This is a genomic window from Mucilaginibacter sp. Mucisp86 (genome assembly GCF_047324315.1).
Lineage (GTDB): Bacteria > Bacteroidota > Bacteroidia > Sphingobacteriales > Sphingobacteriaceae > Mucilaginibacter.
This window is the reverse complement of record NZ_CP168503.1, coordinates 5,166,192-5,190,811: the sequence shown is the minus strand read 5'-3', so window position 1 is coordinate 5,190,811 and position 24,620 is coordinate 5,166,192. Positions and strand designations below refer to the sequence as shown.

Annotated in this window: 33 protein-coding genes; 20 read left to right on the top strand and 13 right to left on the bottom strand. The window is 41.2% G+C overall.

Features of this window, described 5'->3' with window-relative positions:
- The first annotated feature begins 62 nt into the window (after window positions 1-62).
- From ACEN9X_RS21865 to ACEN9X_RS21855, 3 genes are all read left to right on the top strand, one after another.
- On the top strand, window positions 63-299 hold the full coding sequence (locus tag ACEN9X_RS21865; RefSeq protein WP_413667154.1) for a hypothetical protein: 237 nt from the start codon (window positions 63-65) through the stop codon (window positions 297-299).
- A 131-nt stretch (window positions 300-430) separates the two neighbouring features.
- The gene (locus tag ACEN9X_RS21860) at window positions 431-1,291 is read left to right on the top strand and encodes a family 16 glycosylhydrolase (RefSeq protein WP_413667153.1); all 861 of its coding nucleotides are present in this window, start codon (window positions 431-433) and stop codon (window positions 1,289-1,291) included.
- 110 nt (window positions 1,292-1,401) lie between these two features.
- Entirely contained in the window at window positions 1,402-1,602 is a 201-nt protein-coding gene (locus ACEN9X_RS21855; RefSeq protein WP_413667152.1) for a hypothetical protein, read from the top strand.
- A gap of 84 nt (window positions 1,603-1,686) precedes the next feature.
- Here ACEN9X_RS21855 and ACEN9X_RS21850 read toward each other — a convergent pair whose 3' ends face one another.
- Window positions 1,687-1,833 carry a hypothetical protein gene (locus ACEN9X_RS21850; protein WP_413667151.1) on the bottom strand — a complete coding sequence of 49 codons (147 nt, stop codon included), beginning with the start codon at window positions 1,831-1,833 and terminating at the stop codon, window positions 1,687-1,689.
- Between the two features lie 136 nt (window positions 1,834-1,969).
- Complete coding sequence (locus ACEN9X_RS21845; RefSeq protein ID WP_413671151.1) at window positions 1,970-2,485, bottom strand: Pr6Pr family membrane protein; 516 nt, start codon at window positions 2,483-2,485, stop codon at window positions 1,970-1,972.
- A 406-nt stretch (window positions 2,486-2,891) separates the two neighbouring features.
- Here ACEN9X_RS21845 and ACEN9X_RS21840 point away from each other — a divergent pair, with 406 nt between their 5' ends.
- Both ACEN9X_RS21840 and ACEN9X_RS21835 read left to right on the top strand, forming a co-directional pair.
- Window positions 2,892-3,122 carry a hypothetical protein gene (locus ACEN9X_RS21840; RefSeq protein WP_413667150.1) on the top strand — a complete coding sequence of 77 codons (231 nt, stop codon included), beginning with the start codon at window positions 2,892-2,894 and terminating at the stop codon, window positions 3,120-3,122.
- Between the two features lie 85 nt (window positions 3,123-3,207).
- Window positions 3,208-3,696, top strand: coding sequence for a VOC family protein (locus ACEN9X_RS21835; RefSeq protein ID WP_413667149.1), 489 nt, complete (start codon window positions 3,208-3,210; stop codon window positions 3,694-3,696).
- Window positions 3,697-3,740: 44 nt separating this feature from the next.
- On the opposite strand, the gene ACEN9X_RS21830 is transcribed toward ACEN9X_RS21835, so the two are convergent.
- The 3 genes from ACEN9X_RS21830 to ACEN9X_RS21820 form a co-directional block, all read right to left on the bottom strand.
- A complete protein-coding gene (locus tag ACEN9X_RS21830) occupies window positions 3,741-3,956 on the bottom strand; it encodes a hypothetical protein (protein WP_091211258.1) in 216 nt (71 codons plus the stop codon).
- Window positions 3,957-4,048: 92 nt separating this feature from the next.
- Window positions 4,049-4,450, bottom strand: coding sequence for a hypothetical protein (locus tag ACEN9X_RS21825; RefSeq protein WP_413667148.1), 402 nt, complete (start codon window positions 4,448-4,450; stop codon window positions 4,049-4,051).
- A gap of 20 nt (window positions 4,451-4,470) precedes the next feature.
- A complete protein-coding gene (locus ACEN9X_RS21820; protein WP_091211257.1) occupies window positions 4,471-5,031 on the bottom strand; it encodes an RNA polymerase sigma factor in 561 nt (186 codons plus the stop codon).
- A 252-nt stretch (window positions 5,032-5,283) separates the two neighbouring features.
- Between ACEN9X_RS21820 and ACEN9X_RS21815 the strand changes: the two genes are divergently transcribed.
- Window positions 5,284-5,763 carry an Lrp/AsnC family transcriptional regulator gene (locus ACEN9X_RS21815; RefSeq protein ID WP_112573694.1) on the top strand — a complete coding sequence of 160 codons (480 nt, stop codon included), beginning with the start codon at window positions 5,284-5,286 and terminating at the stop codon, window positions 5,761-5,763.
- Between the two features lie 7 nt (window positions 5,764-5,770).
- Window positions 5,771-6,727, top strand: a complete 957-nt coding sequence (locus ACEN9X_RS21810; RefSeq protein WP_413667147.1) for an EamA family transporter — start codon at window positions 5,771-5,773, stop codon at window positions 6,725-6,727.
- 17 nt (window positions 6,728-6,744) lie between these two features.
- Here ACEN9X_RS21810 and ACEN9X_RS21805 read toward each other — a convergent pair whose 3' ends face one another.
- Both ACEN9X_RS21805 and ACEN9X_RS21800 read right to left on the bottom strand, forming a co-directional pair.
- On the bottom strand, window positions 6,745-6,939 hold the full coding sequence (locus ACEN9X_RS21805) for a DUF2683 family protein (protein ID WP_413667146.1): 195 nt from the start codon (window positions 6,937-6,939) through the stop codon (window positions 6,745-6,747).
- Window positions 6,940-6,987: 48 nt separating this feature from the next.
- A complete protein-coding gene (locus ACEN9X_RS21800) occupies window positions 6,988-7,995 on the bottom strand; it encodes an ABC transporter ATP-binding protein (protein WP_413667145.1) in 1,008 nt (335 codons plus the stop codon).
- Between the two features lie 168 nt (window positions 7,996-8,163).
- Here ACEN9X_RS21800 and ACEN9X_RS21795 point away from each other — a divergent pair, with 168 nt between their 5' ends.
- Window positions 8,164-8,373, top strand: a complete 210-nt coding sequence (locus ACEN9X_RS21795) for a hypothetical protein (protein WP_413667144.1) — start codon at window positions 8,164-8,166, stop codon at window positions 8,371-8,373.
- A 5-nt stretch (window positions 8,374-8,378) separates the two neighbouring features.
- Here the strand turns inward: ACEN9X_RS21795 and ACEN9X_RS21790 are convergent, their stop codons facing one another.
- The gene (locus ACEN9X_RS21790) at window positions 8,379-9,299 is read right to left on the bottom strand and encodes a ChbG/HpnK family deacetylase (RefSeq protein ID WP_413667143.1); all 921 of its coding nucleotides are present in this window, start codon (window positions 9,297-9,299) and stop codon (window positions 8,379-8,381) included.
- Between the two features lie 359 nt (window positions 9,300-9,658).
- A complete protein-coding gene (locus ACEN9X_RS21785; RefSeq protein WP_413667142.1) occupies window positions 9,659-10,120 on the bottom strand; it encodes a hypothetical protein in 462 nt (153 codons plus the stop codon).
- 323 nt (window positions 10,121-10,443) lie between these two features.
- Here ACEN9X_RS21785 and ACEN9X_RS21780 point away from each other — a divergent pair, with 323 nt between their 5' ends.
- Window positions 10,444-12,006, top strand: coding sequence for a M20/M25/M40 family metallo-hydrolase (locus ACEN9X_RS21780; protein ID WP_413667141.1), 1,563 nt, complete (start codon window positions 10,444-10,446; stop codon window positions 12,004-12,006).
- A 528-nt stretch (window positions 12,007-12,534) separates the two neighbouring features.
- Window positions 12,535-12,783, top strand: a complete 249-nt coding sequence (locus ACEN9X_RS21775) for a helix-turn-helix domain-containing protein (protein ID WP_413667140.1) — start codon at window positions 12,535-12,537, stop codon at window positions 12,781-12,783.
- A gap of 70 nt (window positions 12,784-12,853) precedes the next feature.
- Here ACEN9X_RS21775 and ACEN9X_RS21770 read toward each other — a convergent pair whose 3' ends face one another.
- The 3 genes from ACEN9X_RS21770 to ACEN9X_RS21760 form a co-directional block, all read right to left on the bottom strand.
- Window positions 12,854-12,991, bottom strand: a complete 138-nt coding sequence (locus ACEN9X_RS21770) for a hypothetical protein (RefSeq protein WP_413667139.1) — start codon at window positions 12,989-12,991, stop codon at window positions 12,854-12,856.
- A 140-nt stretch (window positions 12,992-13,131) separates the two neighbouring features.
- Window positions 13,132-13,686 (bottom strand): RNA 2'-phosphotransferase, encoded by a 555-nt coding sequence (locus ACEN9X_RS21765; RefSeq protein ID WP_413667138.1) that lies wholly within the window; start codon window positions 13,684-13,686, stop codon window positions 13,132-13,134.
- A gap of 24 nt (window positions 13,687-13,710) precedes the next feature.
- Window positions 13,711-14,772 carry a helix-turn-helix transcriptional regulator gene (locus tag ACEN9X_RS21760; protein ID WP_413667137.1) on the bottom strand — a complete coding sequence of 354 codons (1,062 nt, stop codon included), beginning with the start codon at window positions 14,770-14,772 and terminating at the stop codon, window positions 13,711-13,713.
- Between the two features lie 476 nt (window positions 14,773-15,248).
- Here ACEN9X_RS21760 and ACEN9X_RS21755 point away from each other — a divergent pair, with 476 nt between their 5' ends.
- The 4 genes from ACEN9X_RS21755 to ACEN9X_RS21740 all read left to right on the top strand — a co-directional run bounded on the left by ACEN9X_RS21755 (window position 15,249) and on the right by ACEN9X_RS21740 (window position 19,236).
- Window positions 15,249-16,703 (top strand): RtcB family protein, encoded by a 1,455-nt coding sequence (locus ACEN9X_RS21755; RefSeq protein WP_413667136.1) that lies wholly within the window; start codon window positions 15,249-15,251, stop codon window positions 16,701-16,703.
- 425 nt (window positions 16,704-17,128) lie between these two features.
- Window positions 17,129-17,563 carry a hypothetical protein gene (locus ACEN9X_RS21750; RefSeq protein ID WP_413667135.1) on the top strand — a complete coding sequence of 145 codons (435 nt, stop codon included), beginning with the start codon at window positions 17,129-17,131 and terminating at the stop codon, window positions 17,561-17,563.
- 114 nt (window positions 17,564-17,677) lie between these two features.
- A complete protein-coding gene (locus tag ACEN9X_RS21745) occupies window positions 17,678-18,457 on the top strand; it encodes a hypothetical protein (RefSeq protein WP_413667134.1) in 780 nt (259 codons plus the stop codon).
- A 35-nt stretch (window positions 18,458-18,492) separates the two neighbouring features.
- Complete coding sequence (locus tag ACEN9X_RS21740) at window positions 18,493-19,236, top strand: AAA family ATPase (RefSeq protein WP_413667133.1); 744 nt, start codon at window positions 18,493-18,495, stop codon at window positions 19,234-19,236.
- 234 nt (window positions 19,237-19,470) lie between these two features.
- Here the strand turns inward: ACEN9X_RS21740 and ACEN9X_RS21735 are convergent, their stop codons facing one another.
- Entirely contained in the window at window positions 19,471-20,064 is a 594-nt protein-coding gene (locus ACEN9X_RS21735; RefSeq protein ID WP_413667132.1) for a dihydrofolate reductase family protein, read from the bottom strand.
- Between the two features lie 391 nt (window positions 20,065-20,455).
- On the opposite strand from ACEN9X_RS21735, the gene ACEN9X_RS21730 reads away from it, so the two are divergent.
- From ACEN9X_RS21730 to ACEN9X_RS21705, 6 genes are all read left to right on the top strand, one after another.
- Entirely contained in the window at window positions 20,456-20,647 is a 192-nt protein-coding gene (locus ACEN9X_RS21730; RefSeq protein ID WP_413667131.1) for a cold-shock protein, read from the top strand.
- A 70-nt stretch (window positions 20,648-20,717) separates the two neighbouring features.
- On the top strand, window positions 20,718-21,170 hold the full coding sequence (locus ACEN9X_RS21725) for a cold-shock protein (RefSeq protein WP_413667130.1): 453 nt from the start codon (window positions 20,718-20,720) through the stop codon (window positions 21,168-21,170).
- A gap of 118 nt (window positions 21,171-21,288) precedes the next feature.
- Window positions 21,289-21,633 carry a hypothetical protein gene (locus ACEN9X_RS21720; RefSeq protein ID WP_413667129.1) on the top strand — a complete coding sequence of 115 codons (345 nt, stop codon included), beginning with the start codon at window positions 21,289-21,291 and terminating at the stop codon, window positions 21,631-21,633.
- Window positions 21,634-21,923: 290 nt separating this feature from the next.
- Complete coding sequence (locus ACEN9X_RS21715) at window positions 21,924-22,508, top strand: NUDIX hydrolase N-terminal domain-containing protein (protein WP_413667128.1); 585 nt, start codon at window positions 21,924-21,926, stop codon at window positions 22,506-22,508.
- Window positions 22,509-22,760: 252 nt separating this feature from the next.
- Window positions 22,761-22,943 carry a hypothetical protein gene (locus ACEN9X_RS21710; RefSeq protein WP_413667127.1) on the top strand — a complete coding sequence of 61 codons (183 nt, stop codon included), beginning with the start codon at window positions 22,761-22,763 and terminating at the stop codon, window positions 22,941-22,943.
- A gap of 80 nt (window positions 22,944-23,023) precedes the next feature.
- Entirely contained in the window at window positions 23,024-24,463 is a 1,440-nt protein-coding gene (locus tag ACEN9X_RS21705) for a tetratricopeptide repeat protein (protein ID WP_413667126.1), read from the top strand.
- Window positions 24,464-24,620: the final 157 nt, after the last annotated feature.

The window sequence follows — 24,620 nt, the reverse complement described above, 5'->3', positions numbered from 1 at the left end:
TATCAGATTACTTCACACAAAAATAGATACTAATAACCAATAGTATTTGGATACAAATTGCTATGAAAAGTCTCTTAAATCCATTTATTTTCAACGGGCCGAATATATATGCTGTCCAGGATAACAAATATACAACCACCGCTGCGGCGGCAACTATTAAAGGATTTGGGCCTTCAGGGTCATTGAAAAAAAAGAACAGCAGTCTGGAGCAAACGATTGCTGCTACTGCCAAAATCACTAATGAGGTCTTTTTAGTTCTGAAATATAAGTTTGTAATGTTGTTACCCATTGTCCGATAGATGAGTATTTCAACAAATATAGTAATGTCAAAACTGATATACTATTGTAAAATTACTATCTCAATCCGTAAAGCTTAAATTAGCATCATCCAATTTATATACTTTTAAATAATCATCCTATATCATCAAAAATGAAATTAAAACATCTGCTGTTATCAGCAACTCTTTTAACTGCATCACAGGTATTTGCGCAAAAGCAGCCAAAAACAGATACTGTTTTCTTTGAAGATTTTAACCAGTCAACTCTTAACAGAAGTAAATGGAATGTTGAAATTACCGGTAATACTGTTAATGACGAGCAGCAGGCCTACGTTGATTCGGCAGCTACTATTTACATGACAGATGGCAAAGCAGAGGGGGCAACGAACGGCGCACTGGTGTTAAAAGCTCTGTACCAGCCCGGTTTTACCAGTAAAGAGCAGCGTAAATATGATTTTATTTCGGGGCGTATTAATACCCGCGCTAAAATGGAATTTACCTATGGCACAGCTTCTTGCCGGATGAAGATGGCTTCAGGTGCAGGTTTATGGCCTGCATTTTGGACGCTGGGTAACGGCAAATGGCCCGATTGCGGTGAGATTGATGTAATGGAAACCGTTGGCGACTCAAGCTGGGTAAGCCACGCTTTGCACGGCCCGGGTTATTATGGCGATACGCCGCTTGCAAAACGCGTATTTTTCCCGGCAGGTATTGATGTTACCCAATGGCACGTATACTCGGTTGATTGGTCTTCGGAGAGTCTTATTTTTAAGGTTGATGGAAAAATCACCTATACAGTAACAAAAGCAATGGTTGAAAAATATGGGCGCTGGGCTTTTGACAATAAAAAGTTCATCATCCTTAATTTTGCTTTAGGCGGCGGGTATCCCGGTGGCGTTAATAAGGTTACCAAGCCATATCATGGCTTATCAGAAAATACAGTTAACAAAATTAAAGCAGGCGAAGCCAAAACCATTGTTGACTGGGTACTGGTAACTAAAACCAGGAATTAATATTGTTGACACATTTGTAAAATAAAGGTTATTTAAATTTTACTTTCATAAAACACAAGCTAAATTTTATTGCCATATTTTTGAATTATTAAAAATAACATCATCTACCCATGGCAATATTAACCGTTCAAATACCCGACACAGAGATCCTCACACTATCAAGCATAGTTGAACAAATATCAGGCAGTATCATTAAAGTTACTTCTGAAGAAGACCTCAATCACGGCGACTGCATTTTGCATAAAGACGATCTTTTTATTAAAAACAAACTGGAAAACAATCTGCACCATAAACACCTTTGGAACGATTGATTTTTCGATAAAAGATCCCGGTTTGTAATCGCCATAAAAAACAGGCCGTGCTTATGAAGCGCGGCCTGTTTTTATTTACCTGTGTTAGTTATGTATAATTACGCGTTCGTGTACACGAACCCTATCGTCATGACGGCGCCGGTGCCGTTCCCGGTACTCGGCAGAGCAGCTTGCAAAGCCCATTGCAGCTAATATTAACAGCGCAATTGAGCGTGAAACAGTGGTTTTCATAGCAAATAATTTATAAGTTTTAAATAGATATACTTATGCTTAATCAGTTATCATGCCATAAGGGTAAGATATTACTGGTGGTAAAGGGAATGTTACAGTGGATATTTATTGGTCGGGTAACAACTGAGGAGATATTTTAATCATCGCGCTTTTTCATGAGCCGGTTAATCCAAACAAACAAAAAGCCGAAGAACAGGAAGGCCACAAGCATCAGTAATGAATTAACAGCAACGCGGGATAATCCCAACGCGCCGATATCAAGAAACGGGTAAGGATACAAATGGCTGATGCTGCCACGGATAAATATATACACCGAATAAATAAAGGGAAACCAAAGCCAGCCTAAAGTTTGTGTCCATTTTAAATCGGCTTTTGGCACGTACATGAGCCAGTAAAGCACAAATAAAACAGGGTTTACGGAATGCAGCAATTCATCAGCAAGCTTAGATAATCCGTCCGGATGCCACAAACTACGGAGCACCAGGTTATAAACCAAGCCAACAATGGTGATATACAGGGCAATAGCACTAAAAATATGACTTTGCAAAAAATACCTCCGTATGCCCATATTAGTTTTAAATAATACGGCAGTAAGGCATGTGGCTGCAAGTAAATTGGTGAGGATTGTAAAATAACTAAATAGTTGAACCAGCTACCGGCAAGGCTTCGCCCTGTTTGCAGGTATTTTGGTATTGCTATGCTTATTTGTAACATTAAACTAAACCATATAATAACCGTAGAGGCATACAACCATTTGCGTCCTTTAACCGTATTATTGATATGTAGTTTATATTGTTCCATAGCCATTTGCAGCGCTTAAATTTATTATAAACACTCCTGTAAAATGCGAACAAATTATTATTACCCCTTAAATAAATAATAAACTACCAAAACGTAGTAACATAAATTCAGTTTCATACGTATTATATTTATGGAGGATTTTATTCTAAATTAGTGTTTTTATAACATTTTGGGATAAAATACGATAAGTATCTCCACAAAATTGAGTGACCTGATAACTAATCGCAATTAAAAATTCATTAAACGCCAGATGAAGTATGAGGGGTTATGTAAATATACCAGGATCGGTTGATTGCAACTGCTGCAAGATTTGCGGTGCACGACCAATAATTGTACTGATTAAAGATATTGGATATGTGGTAAAGTGCCCTGTTGATGACAGTCATTACAGAACCCATCCGGGCCTTATTGACATCAATGACTGGAACATACACAACACCAACTGTATTAACGGCGAAGAGGAAAAATTGATATTCAGTTTTCATTAGATGTATTTGTGTAATTTATTTGTGCATTAGTTTAACCACAATGCTAAACCTATATCTTTAGGCATTTAAATTACCCATCCTAAATATGAAATCTGTATCAATATTCATTAAAACGGCTAAAACGATTATCCCCCTGCTTATTATCACTGTACTTTTACCGGTGGTTTGCAGGGCACAAAAAGGTACCGATATTTCGCCGGTGATTGATCATATTGCAATCACTACCAGCAACCTAAAAAAAAGCACCGAATTTTATACCAAAGTATTACACCTCAAAAAGGTAGATAATCCGTTTGCCGATACCGTACATCAATGGTACAGCCTCGGTAACAATGTAAAACTTCATGTTATCCAGGCCGAACGCAACGAAAAACAGGTTAAAGGCGTACATCTTTGTTTTACCGTTTCGTCGGTAAAAGAGTTTGCCAAAACACTTGAGCAAATGAATATCCCCTACTCAAACTGGAAGGGCGATAGTAAAGAGCCAACATACCGTGCCGATGGCGTACTGCAGTTATATTTCCAGGATCCGGATGGCTACTGGATTGAAATAAACAGCCCGGCTAAAAAATAAGCCGGGCCGTCAAACAATCAAAAACTAAAATTCTTGTACTTTATTTAATATTCAAGTTCCTGACAATGGATGCCGGCTTTTTGAAGCAACGATTCAATATCGCGGGGTGAAATGTCCCTGACCTCTACACGTAAAATATTATCGCAATCTTCAAGGTCAAAGTTCCATTGGGCTATGGCAGGTATTTTGGTAAATAAATTTTGCACCCGGCTCACCTGCCGTCTCTGCCGTACACTTGTTGCAAATACCAATACATCCATTGTAATGTTATTTTGAGGTAGATAAATATTTATTAAAAGCTGAAAGCAGAATGCACAAAGCTTAAAGCTGATACCCAAATTGTTAATGCTATTTATTCAGCTTTCTTTTCTTCGTTTATAGTGGTATTAAAATCGTCCCAGTCACGGCCGAACCTGCCATGCCCGCGGCTTTTCCATCCGCACATACGGTCTTCCCATTGCGCGCGGAATTTGTCCCGGTCTTCGGGGCTCATATTTTTAAAACGCTCGGCCATACGTCCGCGCATCCATGGCGCGCCTCCGCCTCCTTTAGGCCCGCCTTTACCAAAGCCAAACAGTATTTTGCATAAAATAAATATGCCTACGGCCTGCCAGTAAGTAATGGTTGTTACGTGTAAAATATCGGGTAGTAAATTATTCCACAGCTGCATCACAACAAAGCTAATGACAGCCAGGCAAGCGATCACCCCAAGTGGGATGAAGAAAAATCGCCTTTTATAAAAAAATGGTTTCATGTTATATAATGTCTTAATTTTTAATATTCAGTAATTTCCTGGTAAAGCTGGGCAAGGCGTTTGCGTAAATGTAATACCGCATAACGTTTTCTTGAAACCAGCGTGTTGGTATTTAGCCCGGTACGTTTGGCAATTTCCTCAAAGGGGATATCTTCAAGCTCATGCCAAACAAATACCTGTTTTTGTTCTTCGGGCAATTCATCCAGCGCAAAAAATAACTGCTCCCAAAAAAGGTTGCGCAAATACTCGGTTTCGGGAGTGGTAGCTTCGGTAAGGAGTATGGCTTTAAAGTCCGGTGCCTCATCGTCATAATCCTCATCATCGGCCAGCATATCATCAAGCAGGGTTTCCGTCTTTTTTTTATGCTTGTCAGTTATTTTGTTCCGGGCCACCCGGTATAGCCAGGCGCTGGTTTGTTCAATCGGTTCAGAATTAATAACAGCGCTAAACTGGTACCAAACATCCTGGAGTATATCCTCGGCATCGGCATCGTTTTTTACCCTCCGGCGAATAAATCCCAACAGGCTTTTACCATACGAAGCAATTGTTTGTATGATGTGGCTGTTTTTGTCCTGGGGCATTATCGCTGTTGTCAATTTCTTTATCCTTTTTAAAGATAAAGACGATTGTGATTTAAAAACATTTTAATTTTTTTTCAAAAATTTCTATCCGATACTAAAAAGCCGTTCCAAACAGCTAAAACGGCCCTTATCCGGCTAAACTATTGAATTTATAAAATGATGTTCAAACACCATAAATACACTTTTGTCGAATTAAATTCATTTTAATTTAAAATACTTGAATTTTATTCAATTAATAGCGAACATTACTGTATGATTAACGAACCGGAAATTATTTTAGATAAAACCGACCTGCAGATTCTGAGATTAATGCAGGAAAATGCCCGTATCTCCAATGCCGACCTCGCCCGTGAGCTTGGCATGGCGCCATCGGGCATACTGGAGCGTGTAAAAAAACTGGAGCAAAAAAACGTGATCCAACAGTATACCACCCGCATTAACCCGGCAGCGTTGCAGCAAAAAATGCTGGCTTTTATTTTTATGAAGGCCGCCGACGGCCCTGGAAGCGATGCCACATCAAGCGAACTGGCTAAAATACCCGAAGTGCAGGAAGTACACCACATAGCCGGCGACGACTGCTATTTAATAAAAGTACGCACGTACGATTCAGCATCGCTGATGAATTTAATGCGCACCCATTTCAGCAAGATCCCCAATATTTTGAGTACCCGTACAACGATAGTGCTCGAAACCAAAAAAGAACAACAACAATTGGTTATACCCGAAAAATAAATACACCATGACACCCACAACCACAAAACCAGCTTCACCTTTATTAGTTGTTATTGCATTTGCTACCGTTTACATTGTATGGGGCTCTACCTACTTTTTCATAAAAATGGCGGTGGCAGGTTTCCCCCCGCTATTATTAGGTGCATTGCGTTTTTTTACGGCCGGTTTACTGTTAATGGTGTGGTGTGCAATTAAGGGTGAAAAGATTTTTGTAAAACAAAACATATTACATGCGGCGGTAAGCGGGTTCCTGCTACTGGTAATAGGTAACGGCGCCGTGATCTGGGCCGAACAAACTTTGCCCAGCGCCATGGTAGCAATCATGGTAACCTCGCCGCCAATATGGTTTGTACTGCTTGATAAACCAAACTGGGGCACCAACTTTAAAAGCAAAAGCACCATTGCAGGCCTTGTCATCGGCTTTATAGGTGTAATTCTATTATTCCGTGATCAGATCGCAGATGTATTTGGATCATCAGCCGGGCCGTCAAAGTTACCGGGAATGTTATTGCTCTTATTCGGTACGCTGGGCTGGGCTTCGGGATCATTATATTCAAAACATTATAACACCAAAGGTTCGGTGTCGGTAAATACGGCCTGGCAAATGCTTGCAGCGGGTATGTTCTTCCTGCCTTCGAGCTTTTTAAATAACGAGATGGAGAGAGTTAACTGGGGCACTATACCGTTACATAGTTGGTATGCTTTGGCATATCTTATCGTATTTGGTTCGATAGCTGCATTTAGTGCATATGTTTGGCTGTTGCAGGTGAGACCGGCCACACAGGTTGGCACCTATGCCTATGTTAACCCGGTAATTGCAGTTTTGCTTGGGGTAATTTTTGCGGGTGAACACGTGAATTTAATTCAGGTTTTAGGGCTGGTTGTAATATTGAGCAGTGTTTTGCTGATCAATTTGTCAAAATACAGGAAAGCGAAAACAGGAGAATTAGCAGTGGCGAAGTGACGACTAATTTGATGAGGTCATATCCATAAACTCTTCATATTTATGGATGTGCCTTTACCAGTTTTGATATCTTCTCGCCCTTGAAGTATTTTTGAAACAAATCTCTTGCTATAGTTTGCTTCTATTTTATAACCAATCTTCATTAACTTTAAAAAAGTCTTTAAAGCAATTAGCTGCTCTTCCGTTTGGGGCTTAACAATAAAGGTTTCCATAGTCCCTATAAATATAAGTCCATTTTAGATATAAGTACATCTTTAATCTCAACTCTCCCACTTCCCAAACTCAAAATATTTGCTGATGCTGATCCCTACCTTACTCCCAACAGGGTATTTGTGCCTGTCGTAATTAAGCACCCGTAATGTCAGGTCATCTTTTTCAACTATGAGTTCCTCAAAAAAACCTTTAAACAGCACCATTTTCACCAGCCACTTGTTACCTAAACTACTTATTTTAATATTTTCGGCGTAAACAACAACCACGCTGCGTTTACTTTTTATGCCACAAACTTTTGCCTGGGCCGATGTTAGCCGGGTACAACTGGCCAATATTTGCGCTGTGTACATTAATTTAGGCGAATGGTATAACTGTTCGGGGCTGCCGTTTTCCACTATTTCACCTTCTTTAAGTACTATCAACTCATCGGCCATAGAAAGGATTTCGGCAGGGTCATGCGATACCAGTACAACAGTAACTCCCCACTCCTTTACAATATACCTGATATCGTGCTGTAAGCCTTCGCGGTAGGTAGCATCCACCTGGTTAAAAGGTTCATCAAGCAGTAAAACTTCAGGACGGCTGATCAGCGCCTTGGCAATTGTTACCCGTTGCTTTTCTCCGCCGCTTAATTTGCCAAAAGGCATTTCCCTGAGTGGATAGATATTTAAAAGGTTTAATGCTTCAGTAACCTGGTGTATCGCCTGGCTTTGATCTTCGACAGGCAGCCCCTCGTATATTGTGTCCCATACGGAAATACGCGGATCGAGCTCATTATCATGCTGCGTTACCATTCGCATAACTTTATGGGCATGTTGTAATCCTCTTTGCCTGCTTAATACCTGTTCTTCCTTAAAAAACACTTCGCCATGATCGGGCTCCAAAGTACCGTACAGCAGATTTAGCAATGTTGTTTTCCCGCTACCGCTTTCACCAACTATGGCAGTTACCTTTCCCTTCGGAATAAAAATAGTAACGTTATTAACCCCCGAAGACTTATCTCCAAAAAAGTTTTTGGTAACCGATATGGTTTCCAGTATCAAATCATCTTGCATCTACGGTAATTGATTTTCAGGGGGTTAGTGAAAGACATACAGTTCGGGATTCAAGCTTCTAATCTAAAAAAAAGTTGAACGCTAAAAAACTTTATATACCAACGGGAGCAACAAACGAAAACAAATAGCTGCAAAAGTTATTCATGTAAATAACCCAATCATAAAACCATGAACAAAACTATAGGAATCCTGCTTATCATCGTCGGTGCCGCCATGCTCATCTGGACTGGCTTTACTTACACCAAAAAAGAAAAGATCATTGATGCCGGCCCAATACAGGTATCGGCCGCCAGGGAAAAAACTGTTAACTGGCCACCTTATCTTGGTGGGTTGCTGGTTATAGGAGGTATTATTATCGTTGCTACATCCAAAAAATAGCCGGCTTATTTGTTATCCACCGGTTTAAGGATGCTAATATCTGTACCTGCAAGTAACTGCTGATAATTAATGAGTTGAAACTTTTTACCGATCATGGCCGCAAATTCCGGTGACAACAAGGCGTTAAGTTCCGTTTGACGGTGCAAACTGGTAAGCGGTTTACCTTCTTTCGAATTCATCATATTGCTGTTCATATCAACCAGCACATCCATTTCGGGGCTTGGGGTTGCAGTGTGCAGCACCATCATGTTAGGTTTGTTGAGATTCAGATTGCTTACATAAGCCAAAAACGCTTCCTTTTTTGTGGCGATGGGTTCACCCCACATTTCTTTATAGGTTTCGCCGAAATAAGTTATACTGCTTAAGGTTGATATGGCCAGTTTGTATTTATGGGCCAGTTTTTCGGTAAGGGCGCGCAATTCGGGTGTTGAAAGTGCTATACCCATATGCGGATCAATATAAGTTATTTTTAACCCCGACGCCTGCGCCCTTTCAATCTGAGCAGACAACTCGGTTTCAATTTCGTTAAGTTTATAGCCGCTTTTAGCAAACGCCCGCGTTGATTGCGGAAAATACCCGTTTGAATCAACCAGGCTTGGAACAGCGGTGCGACCTGTTACCGGTCCCCAGCGATAATTTTTCCATTCGGATGTAAGTGTAAGATGAACCCCTACCGTAACATTAGGATATTTCTTCAATATTTCAACCGCCTCCTGGTACCATGGACATGCAAACTGCACCGAAGCCGAAAGCGGCATACCGGTTTGTGCTGCCTTGAGCAAAGCCATATTTACCGAGTGGTTCATACCGATATCATCCAGCCTGATCAATAAACGGGGAAGCTTATTCCCGATTTGCTGGGCCGATGCTTCTTTAATAAAAACACTACCTATAAGAATAAAAGCTAATATGAGTATCCTTTTCATAATTTTTCAGGATTGAAAAAAGCATTAAATGTCAGGCAAACAGAAAAAAAAAGGAACAACCCAACGCCTTAAATATCTCATTATGAGCATTCATAGCAAAATTTAATTAAACATTACATCATATTGTTACATAGTGCCCTCATAGCCCGTACGGCATGTGCGTTTATTTAGTATTTTAAACAAAAACGGTACTACATCCTATGCCTTATTTTTCGCCATACAGCATCTCTGCATTGTACTGTGTGCCCCCCAATCATCAGCAAAATGACCGCCTTATAAATATTGAGATAATAATAAAAAACTGGTGAAAGGTGAACACTTACGAAGTTTTTCAAACTTCGTAAGTGTTCATTGCATCATCAGGCCGAAACCAGATCTGGATTGTGGTTTACCTGACTTATGGTGAGGGCCTGCTGAATATTGAGCCCGGCACCCTGCTGATCCGACATCCATTTTTGGATGAGGGCATTCAAGGTATTTAGCTGACCTGCGTAAGCATCTGGATTGACGCCTTTCAGTTTTGCCAGATAAGCCACAGCATCGGCTATCTTTTGTTCATCGGTTTTGCCGTCTTCCTGCACAGCCCAATTCAAGTCTGTAACCACTTTAGGCAGCCATAATTTAATACCATTTACAATCACGGCAGATGCCGGCACCAGGGTTTCAAGTGTTGATTCCAGGAATTGACCAGCCTGACTTGCTTCAAGGTTTTTGAGGGTATTGGCAACATTATCGGCCACAGTGATAATTTCATGCACAGCGCCAGAAGCGTTGTGGAACAGGGATTTTACATGGTCCCAAAGGTTTGATAAAAAAGACATAGGTTGTAATTTAAGGTTTATATAATTTGATGTTGATTAGTTCGCACAGATATTCAGCAACAAGCCATCTCATCGGTTAAGAAAACCGCAAATTGATGTTACGGCCAGCCGGTTTTAATTAGAGAAGATAAAATTGAGGATAAAAATCCCCGGTTGGCACCGTGTTTATACGCTTTCGAAATGCGGGTTTTACGTTATTTAACGGTGCAGGAGCCGCCTACTCGCTTTTATCGGACTAACGCTATGGTTTACAACTCGTTTTCGTTTTCCCTTTTGGCAATTTTCAAACTAAAAATCTTATCTTGAAATTTAAAACCTTCACTATGACATATTTAAAACGCACTTTTATTTTAGGCGCATTGTTGCTTGCCTATGCCAGTAGTTATGCCCAGCAGGAAGTTGTTGATACGGCAACTTTCAGCCGTATCCGCAAAGCGGAGCTGAGCAGCTCTCAAATTCCGCAGATAGCACATTATTTAACCGATGTATCCGGCGCCCGCTTAACCAACTCACCGGGTTATGCCCGTGCAGCCAATTGGGCGGTTGCCACTATGAAAAAATGGGGAATGGCCAATGCTGCTACCGAACGTTGGGGTGATTTTGGTAAACAATGGGAAGTGCAGGATTTCAGCATCATGATGCGCGCACCATATAATGCACAGATCAGGGCCTACCCAAACCCCTGGAGCCCGGACAGCAAAGGCTTGCTGCAAGGCGGGGTTGTTGTAATTACACCGGGCCAGGCAATGGACACTACCTATCTGAACAACCACGCTGCCGATTTTAAAGGCAAATTTGTACTGGTTACAGGAAGTGCAGCAGACCATAAAAAGAACTTTGAGCCATCAGCCGAAAGACTTGCCGACACAGCATTAGCTAATCTCAAAGACACTTATATGGAGCCCCGGTCAATGATCACCATGTATACCAATTACATGAAGATCTTTAAAGCGGCAGATTTGATCCTGAAAAAAGCCGGGGCCCTGGCTTTCATAACCGCGGGCCGCAACAACATTAATGGAACCGTGTTTGTACAAGGGTACTACGGCTACAAGTTAACCGATCCTGAAACTATACCACAGGCAAGTATGGCTTTGGAAGACGGCCAAAAAATAAAACGCCTGCTGCAGTCGGGCCAGAAAGTTGAACTGGCTATGAGCTTTACAGGCAAAACCTCAACAGACGATACAAACGGTTATAATGTTGTAGGCGAAATCCCCGGCACTGATCCTAAACTGAAATCACAACTGGTGATGCTTGGCGGACACCTCGATTCATGGCAGGCAGCCACCGGTGCAACTGATAATGCTGCAGGCTGTATTGTAATGCTGGAGGCCGTGCGCTTACTCGATTCGCTTGGGTTAAAACCTAAACGCACTATCCGCATTGCCCTTTGGAGCGGCGAAGAGCAGGGTTTGCTGGGCTCATTCGGCTATGTTAAAAACCATTACCGGGATGGTGTTAAATTCACAGTAAAACCGGAACAGGCTAAAGTATCGGCCTATTTTAACCTCGATAACGGCACCGGCAAAATCAGGGGGATTTATGCACAAAGCAACGAAAAAGTGAAGCCGATTTTTGAGCAATGGTTAAAACCGTTTAATGACCTGGGTGCAACGGCAGTAACCATGGCTAATACCGGCTCAACCGATCACCTTTCATTTGATTGGGCGGGCATACCGGGCTTTCAGTTTGTGCAGGACCCAATTGATTATGAAACCCGCACCCACCACAGTAATATGGACGATTACGACCACCTGATGATCGACGATCTGAAACAAGCTGCCATCATCGTGGCCTCGTTCGTGTACCAGGCCAGTATCCGCCCCGAAATGCTGCCAAGGAAGCCACTTGTAAACGAAACCTTTGTTTTTGATGGTTTTTAGAACGTAGTTCCGTTATACCTTATAGCCTCACCTAAATCCTCTCCAAAGGAGAGGACTTTTTTAAAAAAAGAGTTCCCTCTCCTTTGGAGAGGGCTGGGGTGAGGCTTAGGTTCCAAGCAAACCTCATTTACTATTTTAAAAGCGGTTTTCATGCTGTATCGAATGATCAGCCTTATTTTTGTTTTCAGACTTAAACGAGATATAGTTTCTGTTGAATTAACTTTATTTCAAAAAGGGGGTTAACAGGGTTAACACAATTCAGGGTTAACATTTTATTAAAATACTTATAATCAAATAATTAACTCGATTTTATGGCAAAAATGTGTTAACCCCCTTTTTTACATATTATCGGCTAAATTTAAATTCATAGTTAACACAACACCGGGGTGTAAATTTTATTTATGGCACAGCTTCATGTTTTTTAAGGTCACCAACGTTACAGTTTTATAGCAGGGCATTTATGACGTAAAATAAATCCAGCATTATAAAAATTTCGTAATTAAATATTATTTATAATATTACGAAACAATGAGGAAAATCAGCGTTCCACATGCGGAGATTAAGGATAGGCTAAAACTGATAACGGGCAACATCAGAGAACTACGGGAAAGCAGGAATTACTCACAGGAATATATGGCGGCCAGGCTTCATATTTCTCAAAACACCTACAGTAAACTTGAGCTTGGTTATACAGCCTTAACGCTTGAACGGCTGATATTAATTGCAGATATTTTCGGTGTTAGGGTGATAAGCCTTGTAAACATCACCGAAGGATAGCCAAAACCGGGGAGTGTTTTGCAGCAGGCCCCGCTTTGATTACAAGACCTGCCATGTTAACGGTAAAACTTCAGGAGCGGTTAACTTGCTTCAGTATCCGCCTTTGTTCGGCCTTTTTGCTTAACCAGCATTTTACAAATGAGTTGATCATAATGCCCATGATACAGCAGGCAACCAATACGTAAATAATCAGGATGTGTTTTGGCATTTCAGTTTATAATTTTCCTAAATGTAACGGGTTTGGTACATGTACTGCAAGTGTTTTGAAAAATAAAGTTTCGACTAATTTGGTACAAAAGTCAATTTTGATTTCGGAATTCGGATGTTCGATTTCGGATTTATTTAAGCTTAAGAGGAATGTTTTCCGATAAAATCTGTTGGTACAAAATCAGTAAGCCACACTTTGTTTTCTGACAGATAGAATTTGTGACCTTGCAAATGCATTGTTCCTGCCGCAACGGTTAATATAACAGGTTTGCCATGACGCTGCCCAACTTTAACAGCTGTATCAATATCGCTGCTCAGATGCACATGTTGCCGGCTTCGTTTTTCGAGCCCTGTTTTCAAAATAGATTCGACCGACTGTCTCCCGGTTCCATGATACAATATATCAGGGGGCGTTTGCGGCTCATAACCAAGCTCCACTTCAACCGAATGTCCCTGGTTGGCACGGATCTTCTTCCCGGTATCATCAAACGCGAAACGTTTTTTTGCATTAGTTTCAACTATATGGTTCAGTACATCCGGGGATATATTTTTACCATGTGCCTGCGCTTTTCGTAGCAGCTCATCAACTGTTACCCAACCTTGTTCATCAAGTTTGATATCAATTGTTTCGGGCTGATGACGCAATACAAGACTTAAAAATTTACTTAGGGAGGTAGTTTCTTTTTCACTTATCATAATAGTACTAAGATAAATTTTATATCATGAATTCAACAAACCACTCAAATTCTTTCCCTGCAGAACCGGGCTATCGCCTGTGTAATGCTCCAGTGATCTCCGGTACAGGTCTTTCATTTGCTTAACCAATATCCGCGGACCAAGCACTTTTAGTTTAGGCCCAAAACCAAGCAGCTCGCGTTCCAGTTCAAAATTCATGACCACTTTTATACTGAATATTGTCCCGTCCACTGTAACCTTTAATATTTTTTGCGTGTGATGCAACGGTTTGGTAATAACATACGGGGCATTTTTATCATCTACCCAAAAAGTTACCTCAACATCGCGCTGTCCTGCCGACTTAGTTACACCCAACACATCATTGTAATACGTAGCGAGGTTAACCTGTGTATTTTCAATATATTCATCTGTGTGTACTTCAACAGTCTGGATCCTGTCGAGTGCCAGCGTAAGCAATTGTTTATTCCCTAAATTCTTTACGCCCAGCACAAACCAGCGGTTACGGTACTCCTTCAGCAAATAAGCGCTGAAACAAAATGTGCTGGCTTCCCTGGCCTTAAACGACTGATAGGTAATACAAACTGTATTTTTAGCCACAATTGCCTTACGGATAATCTCTATCCATTCCAACCCTTTCAGGTTATCATTTTTTTCAAAATCTACCACCGGTACGCTATGTGTTTTCTGGCTGTAGATCTTGTCTTCCAGTTTGGTAACCATTTCGTTAAGATCAGCAAAGTGGCCGAGGCCTTTAAATTGGCCCAGCAAACCGGCAACCTCACTGAGCACCTGCATATCCTGGTTGTTAAGCGGAATGTTGTTGATACTGTAATTTTTATCCGAATAGGTATAGTATTTTTTATCGATCACTACAATGGGCGCTTCGTAACCAAGCTTATTACTGCGCATCATTTCAATATCGGCCTGTACCGTACGGCGGCTTACACCACTGTCAATCCCCTGGTACTCATACAAAGCTTCGGAGCAGGCTTCAATCAGGTCGTCAAGCGTCCATTGTTTGCGGCGGTTTTGCAGGCAACTGTCAATGGTTCGGTAACGGATAAGGGCGTTGCGGTTTACAGGCATATTTTGATTTGGGATATTTATCACCCGTCATTGCGAGGAACGAAGCAATCGCGAATTGTACAGACACGCCTGCATAGCGGCTCTGTTTATGGAGGATTGCTTCGTTCCTTATAATGACGTAATTGTAAGGTATTGATTAAATACGTTTTTAAAATAAGGGCGTTGCCTGCGGCCCGTGCTATCCGCTCATACGCCTGCAGGCATTATGCTCGTTGGCCGGTATCCGCTCCTATCACTAACGCGCCCCATGCTCCATCGCTAAAATATATTTTATACGTCATCTCGTTTTTTTCAGGACTCCCCTGATGTTTACTCTCAATGACGGATAAACAATGAGCATTTTTTTTATAATATTATTAAATTATTTTTCACTACGCAAATACATTGCGCAGTTGCAATTTTACTTTGTATCGTTAAATAACAAAAGCAGCTAATTAAGAAACCCCTCCGCCAATTGGCGGAGGTTCTGAAGCGCAATGGAAAAGATAAAAATAAGCAACAACGAATTAACCGCATTAGGTATTAACGACGTAAAAATATTAGAGAACTTTAGCCGTGTGGCCAATGGCCTGTTAAAACATGGCGTAATGGATAAGGAACAGATCCTGGCTAATTTGGAAGCCCTTATTGACGACCCTATGCCTTATGCCCTTAAAAAAGGCGGTAAATTTAAAAACCTGGCCGAAGCGGTTATCGATTTGCGTAAAGAAGGAAAATTCCTGAAACAACCGCGAACTACTTTTGCCCTGAAACAGGAGATTGCCGATTTCCCTGTTTACGGTCTTGAGCATATTGAGGTAGGTGCGCTTGCGCAGATGAAAACCGCGATTAAATTACCGATAGCCGTGGCAGGAGCTTTAATGCCCGATGCACATCAGGGTTACGGCCTGCCTATCGGCGGCGTACTGGCTACAACTGCCAATACCATCATTCCTTTTGCAGTTGGGGTAGATATTGCCTGCCGTATGTGTTTGAGCATTTTTGATTTGCCTGCAGGTGTGGTTGATACCGAAACCGACATGCTTAAAGGGCTTTTGCTTGATCATACCAACTTTGGCATTGGCGGAGTTACCAAAACGCATTTTGATACCTCGCTGTTCGACCGCCCTACCTGGAGCGAAACCAAAGCGATCCGAAACCTGAAGGATAAAGCTTATGCTCAGTTAGGTACATCAGGAACTGGTAACCATTTTGTTGAATGGGGCGAGCTTACCGTTACCGAAGGCGCACTTAAAGGGATCCCGGCGGGTAGTTATTTGGCGTTGTTATCGCACTCTGGTTCGCGAGGATTTGGGGGGAGCATTGCCGATCATTACTCAAAAATAGCCATGAGCAAAACCAAACTTCCGCAGGAAGCCAAACATTTGGCATGGTTAAATTTAGATAACGATGAGGGACAGGAATACTGGATTGCCATGAACCTGGCCGGCGATTACGCCAGCGCCAATCACCACGAAATCCACAACAAGATTGCCCGTGCCCTCAACCTTAAACCGGTAATGATGATCGAGAACCATCACAACTTTGCCTGGAAAGAGCAGCTTGCCGATGGTACCGAAGTAATGGTGCACCGGAAAGGCGCCACCCCGGCCGGTGAAGGTGTATTAGGGATCATCCCTGGTAGCATGAGCACACCGGGCTTTGTAGTGCGTGGTAAGGGTAACGCGACTTCCATCAATTCGGCATCGCATGGTGCAGGCCGTTTAATGAGCCGAAGCGCCGCCTTTAAAACTATCGATCCAAAAGCGGTGGCTGCTAATCTCGTAGATAAACGTATCACCCTGATGGGCAGCGACCTGGACGAAGCACCGATGGTTTATAAAGACATCCATGCCGTAATGGCCGCCCAGCATGATCTGGTTGATGTATTGGCAAGCTTTCAGCCGAGGATTGTGAGGATGGCGGATGCTAAGGAAAAGCCGGAGGATTAAGCCCCCCGGCCCCCTAAAGGGGGAGTTTGTATTTTAATTTAAACGCTGCCGCAAGCGTCCTCGCTTGTGGCCCGCGTTTAGGCTATTCGTTTGAAAGGCAAATCTTGCCACTTAGCATGTAGGGCACAAGAGAAGATGTTTGCGGGAGCCGGGGATGATCAAGGCGGCTAAGGGCAGGGATTAAGTCTCAAATTGAAATTATTTATATAACGAATTAGTTTACAAGGAATCATGAAACAAGAAATCGAAAATTTTTATTTTGTTGAAGCAAGTTTACATTGGTCATTTAAATCATTGTCAGAAATTTCTTTTATAAATAAAGCACGCCTTCCTAAAGAGATCGAATTAGTCAATGGGCGCCATTTGATTTTTATCGAGTTTCATTGCATTATATGTTCACAATGGAATATATTAAACTGATGGAGGTGAATAAAGAACAATATCCTAAAAATCACTATGCAAGCTTAGAGAAGCTATCAATTACAATTTTCAAAAATCAAGGGGATAACTTTAAACAAAAGCACGAACTTAACTTAGATTTTTTATCCGAGATCAGAGCCTCGGACTTTTTTGTTAAACTTAAAGGTGACAGAGATAAAAAATTCGCACATGCTGATTCAAATTATTCCGACCCTTTTTCTTTTCACAGTTTCTCTGATGATGAAATTCAAGAAGCATCTGAACACTTAAAAAAGTTTAAATTAATTATGGATAATTGTACAGGTATATTTGATTGCGAGTTTGCTTTTCAACATCCCGATCCACGCACTGATAATTTTATCAAATTCCACACAAAGTACAAGGAGTATTATCATAAAAATTATTTCGATGCTATGAACAATGGCTATGGTTTACTTTAAAAACTCATGCTGGGGCTTATCTATAATCAATCTTCCTATCGGTAGTCTCCAACTACGGATTAATATACTTGTAGTCTGTGTCGACAGGCCAACACAATTAAAACCGAATCACTAATGCCTATATTACCGCAACCATATAACCTCTTGCTTGAAGTATTTTATTCCGGGTTACAATGGGAACTAATTACAAAAGCCGAAGTTGTAAAATGGGCTGATGATATTATCATTACTACAGAAGAGATTCCAAATTATTTTTTCATTGAACTTTCAATGAGCAAGAGCATTACAGAAACAAAGGTGCTCATCAAAGATAATATAAACGTAAGCAATGCACCTATAATAGGCAATGTATTGCTTGGCCTAATTTATCATAAACTCAGCAGCGATAATATTGAGTTACAAAAAGCATGTGATATCATGGACCGCATCGCATTAAATGACATTATGGCTGGTGGTGAAGCGGGTTTACTATACCAGTTTAGCGATGAGCTGCAGGAAGCATTCCGCCCGGAACATTATGACTATCTACGTATTGAAATATTAGAATTTTTATCAACTTATAAAGATTTCACATTGGATAATTACTATATGTGGCCTTCTATAAATGAACAAATTGAGACGCTCATTTTTAATATAACACAACAGAGAATTGAGGAGAACGAGACTTTCAGGCAGGCGCAAAACCATATCAATTTTATACACCTGTTCACCATAAAAATGGCATTGTATATGTTGATATTTGGAGCCGAAATAGTAATATTATCAAAGCCTGATTTAAGATATAAATTCAATAAGGACCTCTATGCCATATCATTAATACTATTTGCAATCGCGATGTGCTATCCAATTGTATGGGTAATATATCGCGCACTGGCTAAGTTATTTCGAATATAATCTTTCTCCATCCCAATCCGTACCTTTACCCTACTATGCAAGCCAAACCTTTCCTCAAAGAGATCCAGCTGAAACGCGAGATGGTACCATCTTTTGATACCTATCCGTTTCACATCCCATCTATCAGGGGCTTGTCATCATTAAAATTCCATCCCGATGTTACTTTTATCATCGGCGAAAACGGCTCTGGCAAATCTACACTGATAGAGGCTATTGCTTTGCATATGGGTTTTAGCACCGAGGGCGGCTCAAAAAATGCACAGTTTCAAACGCATAATAATTCATCGCAGCTTTTCAATTATTTAACAAGCATCAAAAGCTTTAAAAAGCCAACCGATTATTTCTTTCTGCGCGCCGAAAGTTACTACAACCTGGCTACTTATATGGAAGATGTTTATGAAAATGATAAAGGCACGTTTGAAAGGCAATATGGTGTAAGGTCGTTGCATGAATGCTCGCATGGCGAATCGTTTATGGCTACGCTCACCAACAGGCTTACCGGCAACGGTCTTTATATATTTGATGAGCCCGAGGCCGCGCTTTCGCCCAACCGGCAAATGGCAGCACTCTCGCTGATCAATACATTGGTGAATGAAAACTCACAATTCATTATTGCCACGCACTCCCCTATTTTATTAGCCTATCCGGGCGCAACCATTTACCAGCTGGACGATTCGGGCATCAAACAAGTGCGCTACGAAGAAACAGAACACTACATGGTTACCAGACATTTCCTGAATAACCATGCCGAAATGACCAGGATTCTTTTTGGAGAATGAGTGTTTCTAAAATAATCCGGTATGAGTAAAACCTATTTCTGAAATTTCTACACGAATGCTTTTCAAACCTGCCACAATTAATCGAATTACACGAATCTCCAATTTGGCTCCAATTAAAATTCGTGTAATTCGATCAATACGCAAAAATTCGTGTGAAAATTTTTCGCCTATAATTCAAAAACGACTTCCGATGTACATAAATTGGTTTCCTGCTGCAAAAGCAGTCATGCCGTTTTAAGCCCCCATATTACCTGTTTTAACCTCTCCGCCCCGTTTGTAATTAACAAAGATCACTCCGCTTGGCGTAACGGTGCTTTCCGTTAACTCCAATGTTGTTGGTACGGTGTCCTGGCTGAATATGGTTTTCCCTTTACCAAGCAGTACCGGGTATATTTTGAGCCAGAGCTCATCAACCAAATCATGTTTTAGCAATAACTGTACAAGCTCTCCGCTACCCCAAACTTTAATATCCGCACCTTCCGAATCTTTAAGCTTTTTAATATCTGCTATGCTTGTAAGGAAAACGCTGTTGTTCCAGTCGGATTTATCTCTTGTATTGGATAGCACATATTTGGTTACCTCGTTAATGCCAGGCCAAAAATCTGCATGCTTAGGCCAATACTCCTCAAAAATGTCGAACGTTTTGCGGCCCAGCAGAATATCTGTCGCTTCCATTTGTTTTTGCATCATCTTGCCCGAAACTTCATCCATAAAAGGTGCCGACCAGCCACCATATTTAAAACCACCTGATTGATCCTCTTCCGGGCCACCGGTTGCCTGCATTACGCCATCTAATGTCATGAATGTTAAAACGATTATCTTTCTCATAAGATTTTAATTTAATGTTTAAGTTATTGCTTTTATAATAACACAAATCTCCATAACAGAACGATAATGCCTGCGGTGTATATGCGACAAATAATAGGATGATTGCGACGGAAAAAAAATATAAAATAGAAAACTGAAAGACGAGAGCTTATAGATGGCAACCTATACTTTAAAACCACCTTTTAACAACTCCTTTCTCTGCAGAATTAACCGCAAAATTTACATCTCAGCCTTATAGGAATGAGAAATGAATAAGCCAATTCATTCTGTTATGAACAATTATTAAAAACACTTCAAATATAGCATTTGATAATTATTGTTAAATTTTTTTACCAAAAGGAAAATATATCAATTTTTATACTTACCTTGCAGACTTATTAAATAAAATATAATGCAACAAGGAACAGTAAAATTTTTTAATGAAACAAAAGGTTTCGGATTTATCACACCTAATAGCGGTGGCAGCGAGATCTTCGTTCATTCTACAGGTCTGATTGACAACATTCGTGAGAACAGCGTGGTTAGTTATGACGTAGAGGAAGGCCGTAAAGGTCCTAACGCAGTAAATGTAAAAATAGCTTAATACACTATATCATCATTGTAAAAGCATCCTCTATTCGGGGATGCTTTTTTTGTTACACTTAATCAAAAGCATGGGTAGATCCACCGAAACATTCAATAAAAAAGAGCGTGAAAAGAAAAAGCTCAAAAAACAACAGGGTAAGAAAGAAAAGTCCGAAGATCGTAAAACAAATTCGGTAAAAGGCTTGGGCTTAGCAGATATGATGGCGTATGTTGACGCTAACGGCAATATTACTTCAGTGCCGCAGGAGCTTGGTAACCGGCAAAAAGTATCCGTAGAGGATATCCGGATAGGTACACCAAAACAGGAAGATATCGAAGTGGAGGTTATAAGGAAAGGGACGGTCACTTTCTTCAATGAATCCAAAGGCTTCGGTTTTATCAAAGACCTTCAAACCCAGGAAAGCATCTTTGTGCATGTCAATTCATTAGCATTCGCAATCAAAGAAAATGATAAAGTTACCTTTGAGGTAGAAGCCGGACAAAAAGGGCCTACCGCCGTCAAAGTCACGAAAGCTAATTAATTATGAATAGGGAGTAGCCAATTAAGAACGAAGGCCGTAAATAGAATTACCTACGCTGAACTACGATTGTTTTGCTTTGAGCGCCTCGATGATGGGAGCCTGGTATAATTAGAAGAAAATGGAAAGATTAACTATGACTAACGATAAACAAACCGCAAACTACAAAGCCAGTGAATATATTTATGACCTGGGTAATACAGCACTGGAAAATGGATTTAAACCCGAGGAGCATTGGGACGTACAAATAGCTACTGCCGCTGAGAAAAAGGCGTTTGAGAAACAGTATTATCCAACGGTAGCAACAAGGGTATTACCTGAACTATTGAACGAAACTTTTGCGTTGGTTAAGGCCCGATTGAACCAGGTGGTTAAGATTCAGAGTGCAGTAATTCTGGACCGCTTCGCGCCTGAGCCATTGTACGAATATTTAGTTGCATTTAATTCGGCCCGCATAAGGCGTTAACACTAATTTGATTTTGCCCTAAAAGGAACTTTCGGGTCTCCGCTACACAAGCGTCAAGCCGGCTTCTCTGTATTTGAGGCCGGCTTTTTGATATCCGATAAATAAACCTGGAATTCTGCTCCTTTACCCAATTCGCTTTTTAGGATAATTTTTCCACCGGAAGCTGTTACGATTTCGTTGACGAGGTACAAAAAGTAACAAATCCCCTCCATCCGCAAAACACTTAAACAATGATTTTATAATTTCTTTACGTCGGTTATATCAGCTGTTACCTATATTGCAGCTACCATATGAAAAAGAACTATATCGATCTGCTCGAAAACATCTATGCCCTGGCGCAAACCGGGATCAGGTATACCAAAAGCCCTTTCGACATGGAGCGCTATCAAAAGCTGCTTGATATAGCCACACAGGAGTACAGCGAATTTACCGGCCTGGAAACCGAAGTTTTAAAAGAACGGTTTAATAAAGACCTGGGATACGCAACGCCAAAAGTAGGTGTTAACGGCATTTTGTTTGATGAGCAGGGGCGCTTGCTGGTTGAGCACCGCAGCGATGATTTTTTATGGGGACTTCCTGGCGGCTGGGTTGATGTTGGCGAAGATCCGGAAACAGCCATGAAACGCGAATTTTGGGAAGAAGCCCGGCTGGTTGTTGAACCTATCGAGATCATTAAATTTTTCTCCGTGCCAGCCGGACAATTCGGACAGCCACACAGTTCGGTAGTAGTACTGTATTTATGCAAATACATCAGCGGTAATATCGAAACATCTATAGAAAGCCTTGAAATTAAGTTTGCTGACCCTGCTGAGATAACCGATTGGCATAAAAATCATGGCCAATATGTACAAGCCGCATTACTCCATAAAAAATAGGGAAACCGCAGATATAACCTAACTCACGCTCGGTTATCTTTTGTTTATTTCTTCAATCCCTGCGCTGATTTTTCCGTTTTTCGGCCCCATATCAGTATACATTCTGCTAAAAGTGTAAATACGGATCTAAAAGCCTCACACCATTTCACATAATTCGTAAAATTTTGACTATCAATAAAATATAACTGTATATTTATATAGCTGCCCGCTTAGCAATTAATTGAACTCAAACTGATTTTAAACATTAAAGCCATGAGTACATCAACCAAAGCATTCGACAAAAACACCTCTATGGGTTTTAGGGACAAAAATACCTCAATGGGATTCGCTGATAGTGAAACTACAGGCCTTGAGCCGGAAATCGAAGCTGCAGATGGGTTTGTAGCTTCGCCCGACCCGGATGATACAACTGAAGAACCGTCGACGGATAGTTAGTAACTGTTTTACCTTGCCGGTACCATTACCCTGTATATCTGTCCCCGCTATGAAATGGGGCTTTGTTTTATTTTATAATTATGCTAAACCACATACTAAAGGGAATGGTTTGCGTATGCCTTTTAACCGGCATCGCAGCGGATACCTATGCTCAAAAAAACACACTAAACGAATTAAGGGCACAGGCCGCCCGGCATAAAAATGATACTGCGGGCGTTGAACCTTTACGCCGGCTAAGCTTACAATTACAGGCTACCTGGCCTGATAGCGCACTAATATATGCCCAACAGGGACTTGAGCTGGCCCGTAAATTTTCGTTCAAAAAGGGTGAAGCCGATTGCATGAACCGGCTGGGTGTGGTTTTATGGAAAAACGGCAAATATGACCAGGCGCTTTCTTTTTTACTCAATTCGCTAAAAATACGCGAGGAAATTAATGATCGTCTTGGCATCTTAAAAAGCCTGAGCGATATAGGTATTGTTTATTCCGACCAACTGGATAATGTAAAAGCCCTATCCTATCATTTTAAGGCTAAAGCCGTAGCCGAAGAACTGCATGAAACCGCACGCCTTGGTATTATTCTGGCCAATATCGGCAACTGTTATATTAAGCTTAATAAAGTAGATTCTGCTTTAAACTATGAAATGCAGGCTTACGCCATAAAGCAAACCCTGAAAGATACGGCCACCATGCCCAATACACTCTCCATTTTAGGCGATATTAACTACAAAATGGGACACAACGCACTGGCGCTTGATTACTACCGTGTTAGTGTAAACTATGCCACCAAAATAAACGACAAAAACAGCCTTGCAGATAGCTATAACAGCATAGCCCAGCTTTACAAACAAACCGGCGTACCAGATTCGTGTATCTATTATGCAACACTTGCCCTTGATGCCGCAAGAGCTGCCATGTATCCCGAAGGAATTTTTCATGCCAGCAACCTGCTCACCGAGGCTTATCGGGGCAAAAACGATCATTTCGAACTGCAATATCTGAAAACTTCTATCGCTGCAAAAGACAGCATGTTCAATGCCGAAAAAATAAAACAGATCCAAACCCTGAGCTTTAACGAAGCCGCCCGGCAGGAAGAAATTGCCGAAGAAAAGCACCGCGAAGAAGAAGCACGGATAGTTAACCTGCAAATGGTTGGCATCGCTGTGTTTATACCCACTTTTTTCCTGATTGTATTATTATTAAGCAAGAGCCGCACCCATCGCAAAGTAATTGAGTTCATGAGCGTTTTGGCCCTTTTGCTGGCCTTCGAGTTTCTTACCCTGTTTATTCATCCTTTTGTGCAGCGCATTAGTAATCATTTACCCGTACTTGAACTGGTGATCCTGGTATGCCTGGCCTCGGTACTGGTACCTTTTCATCATAAGCTTACACACTTTATGCATGAACGACTGGTGCACGGGCATAAGCCACAGCACCCGGCAACGCCAGCCTCAGCACCTTCGCCAGAGAAAAAAGAAAGTAAAGTACATGCTGCAAAGCGTAAACCCGCACAGGGTTAAAGCTTTGCATTAGTTGTCTACAGTAATACATACGCTTGATGCTAAAAAACACTGCGTCTTCGCGCCTTTGCGAGAAAAACATTCGCTAAACATAAGATAGCACAAGAGCTCCCGGTTAAAATCACGGTTAAAAATTGGGTTAACGATTTTTTGTTGG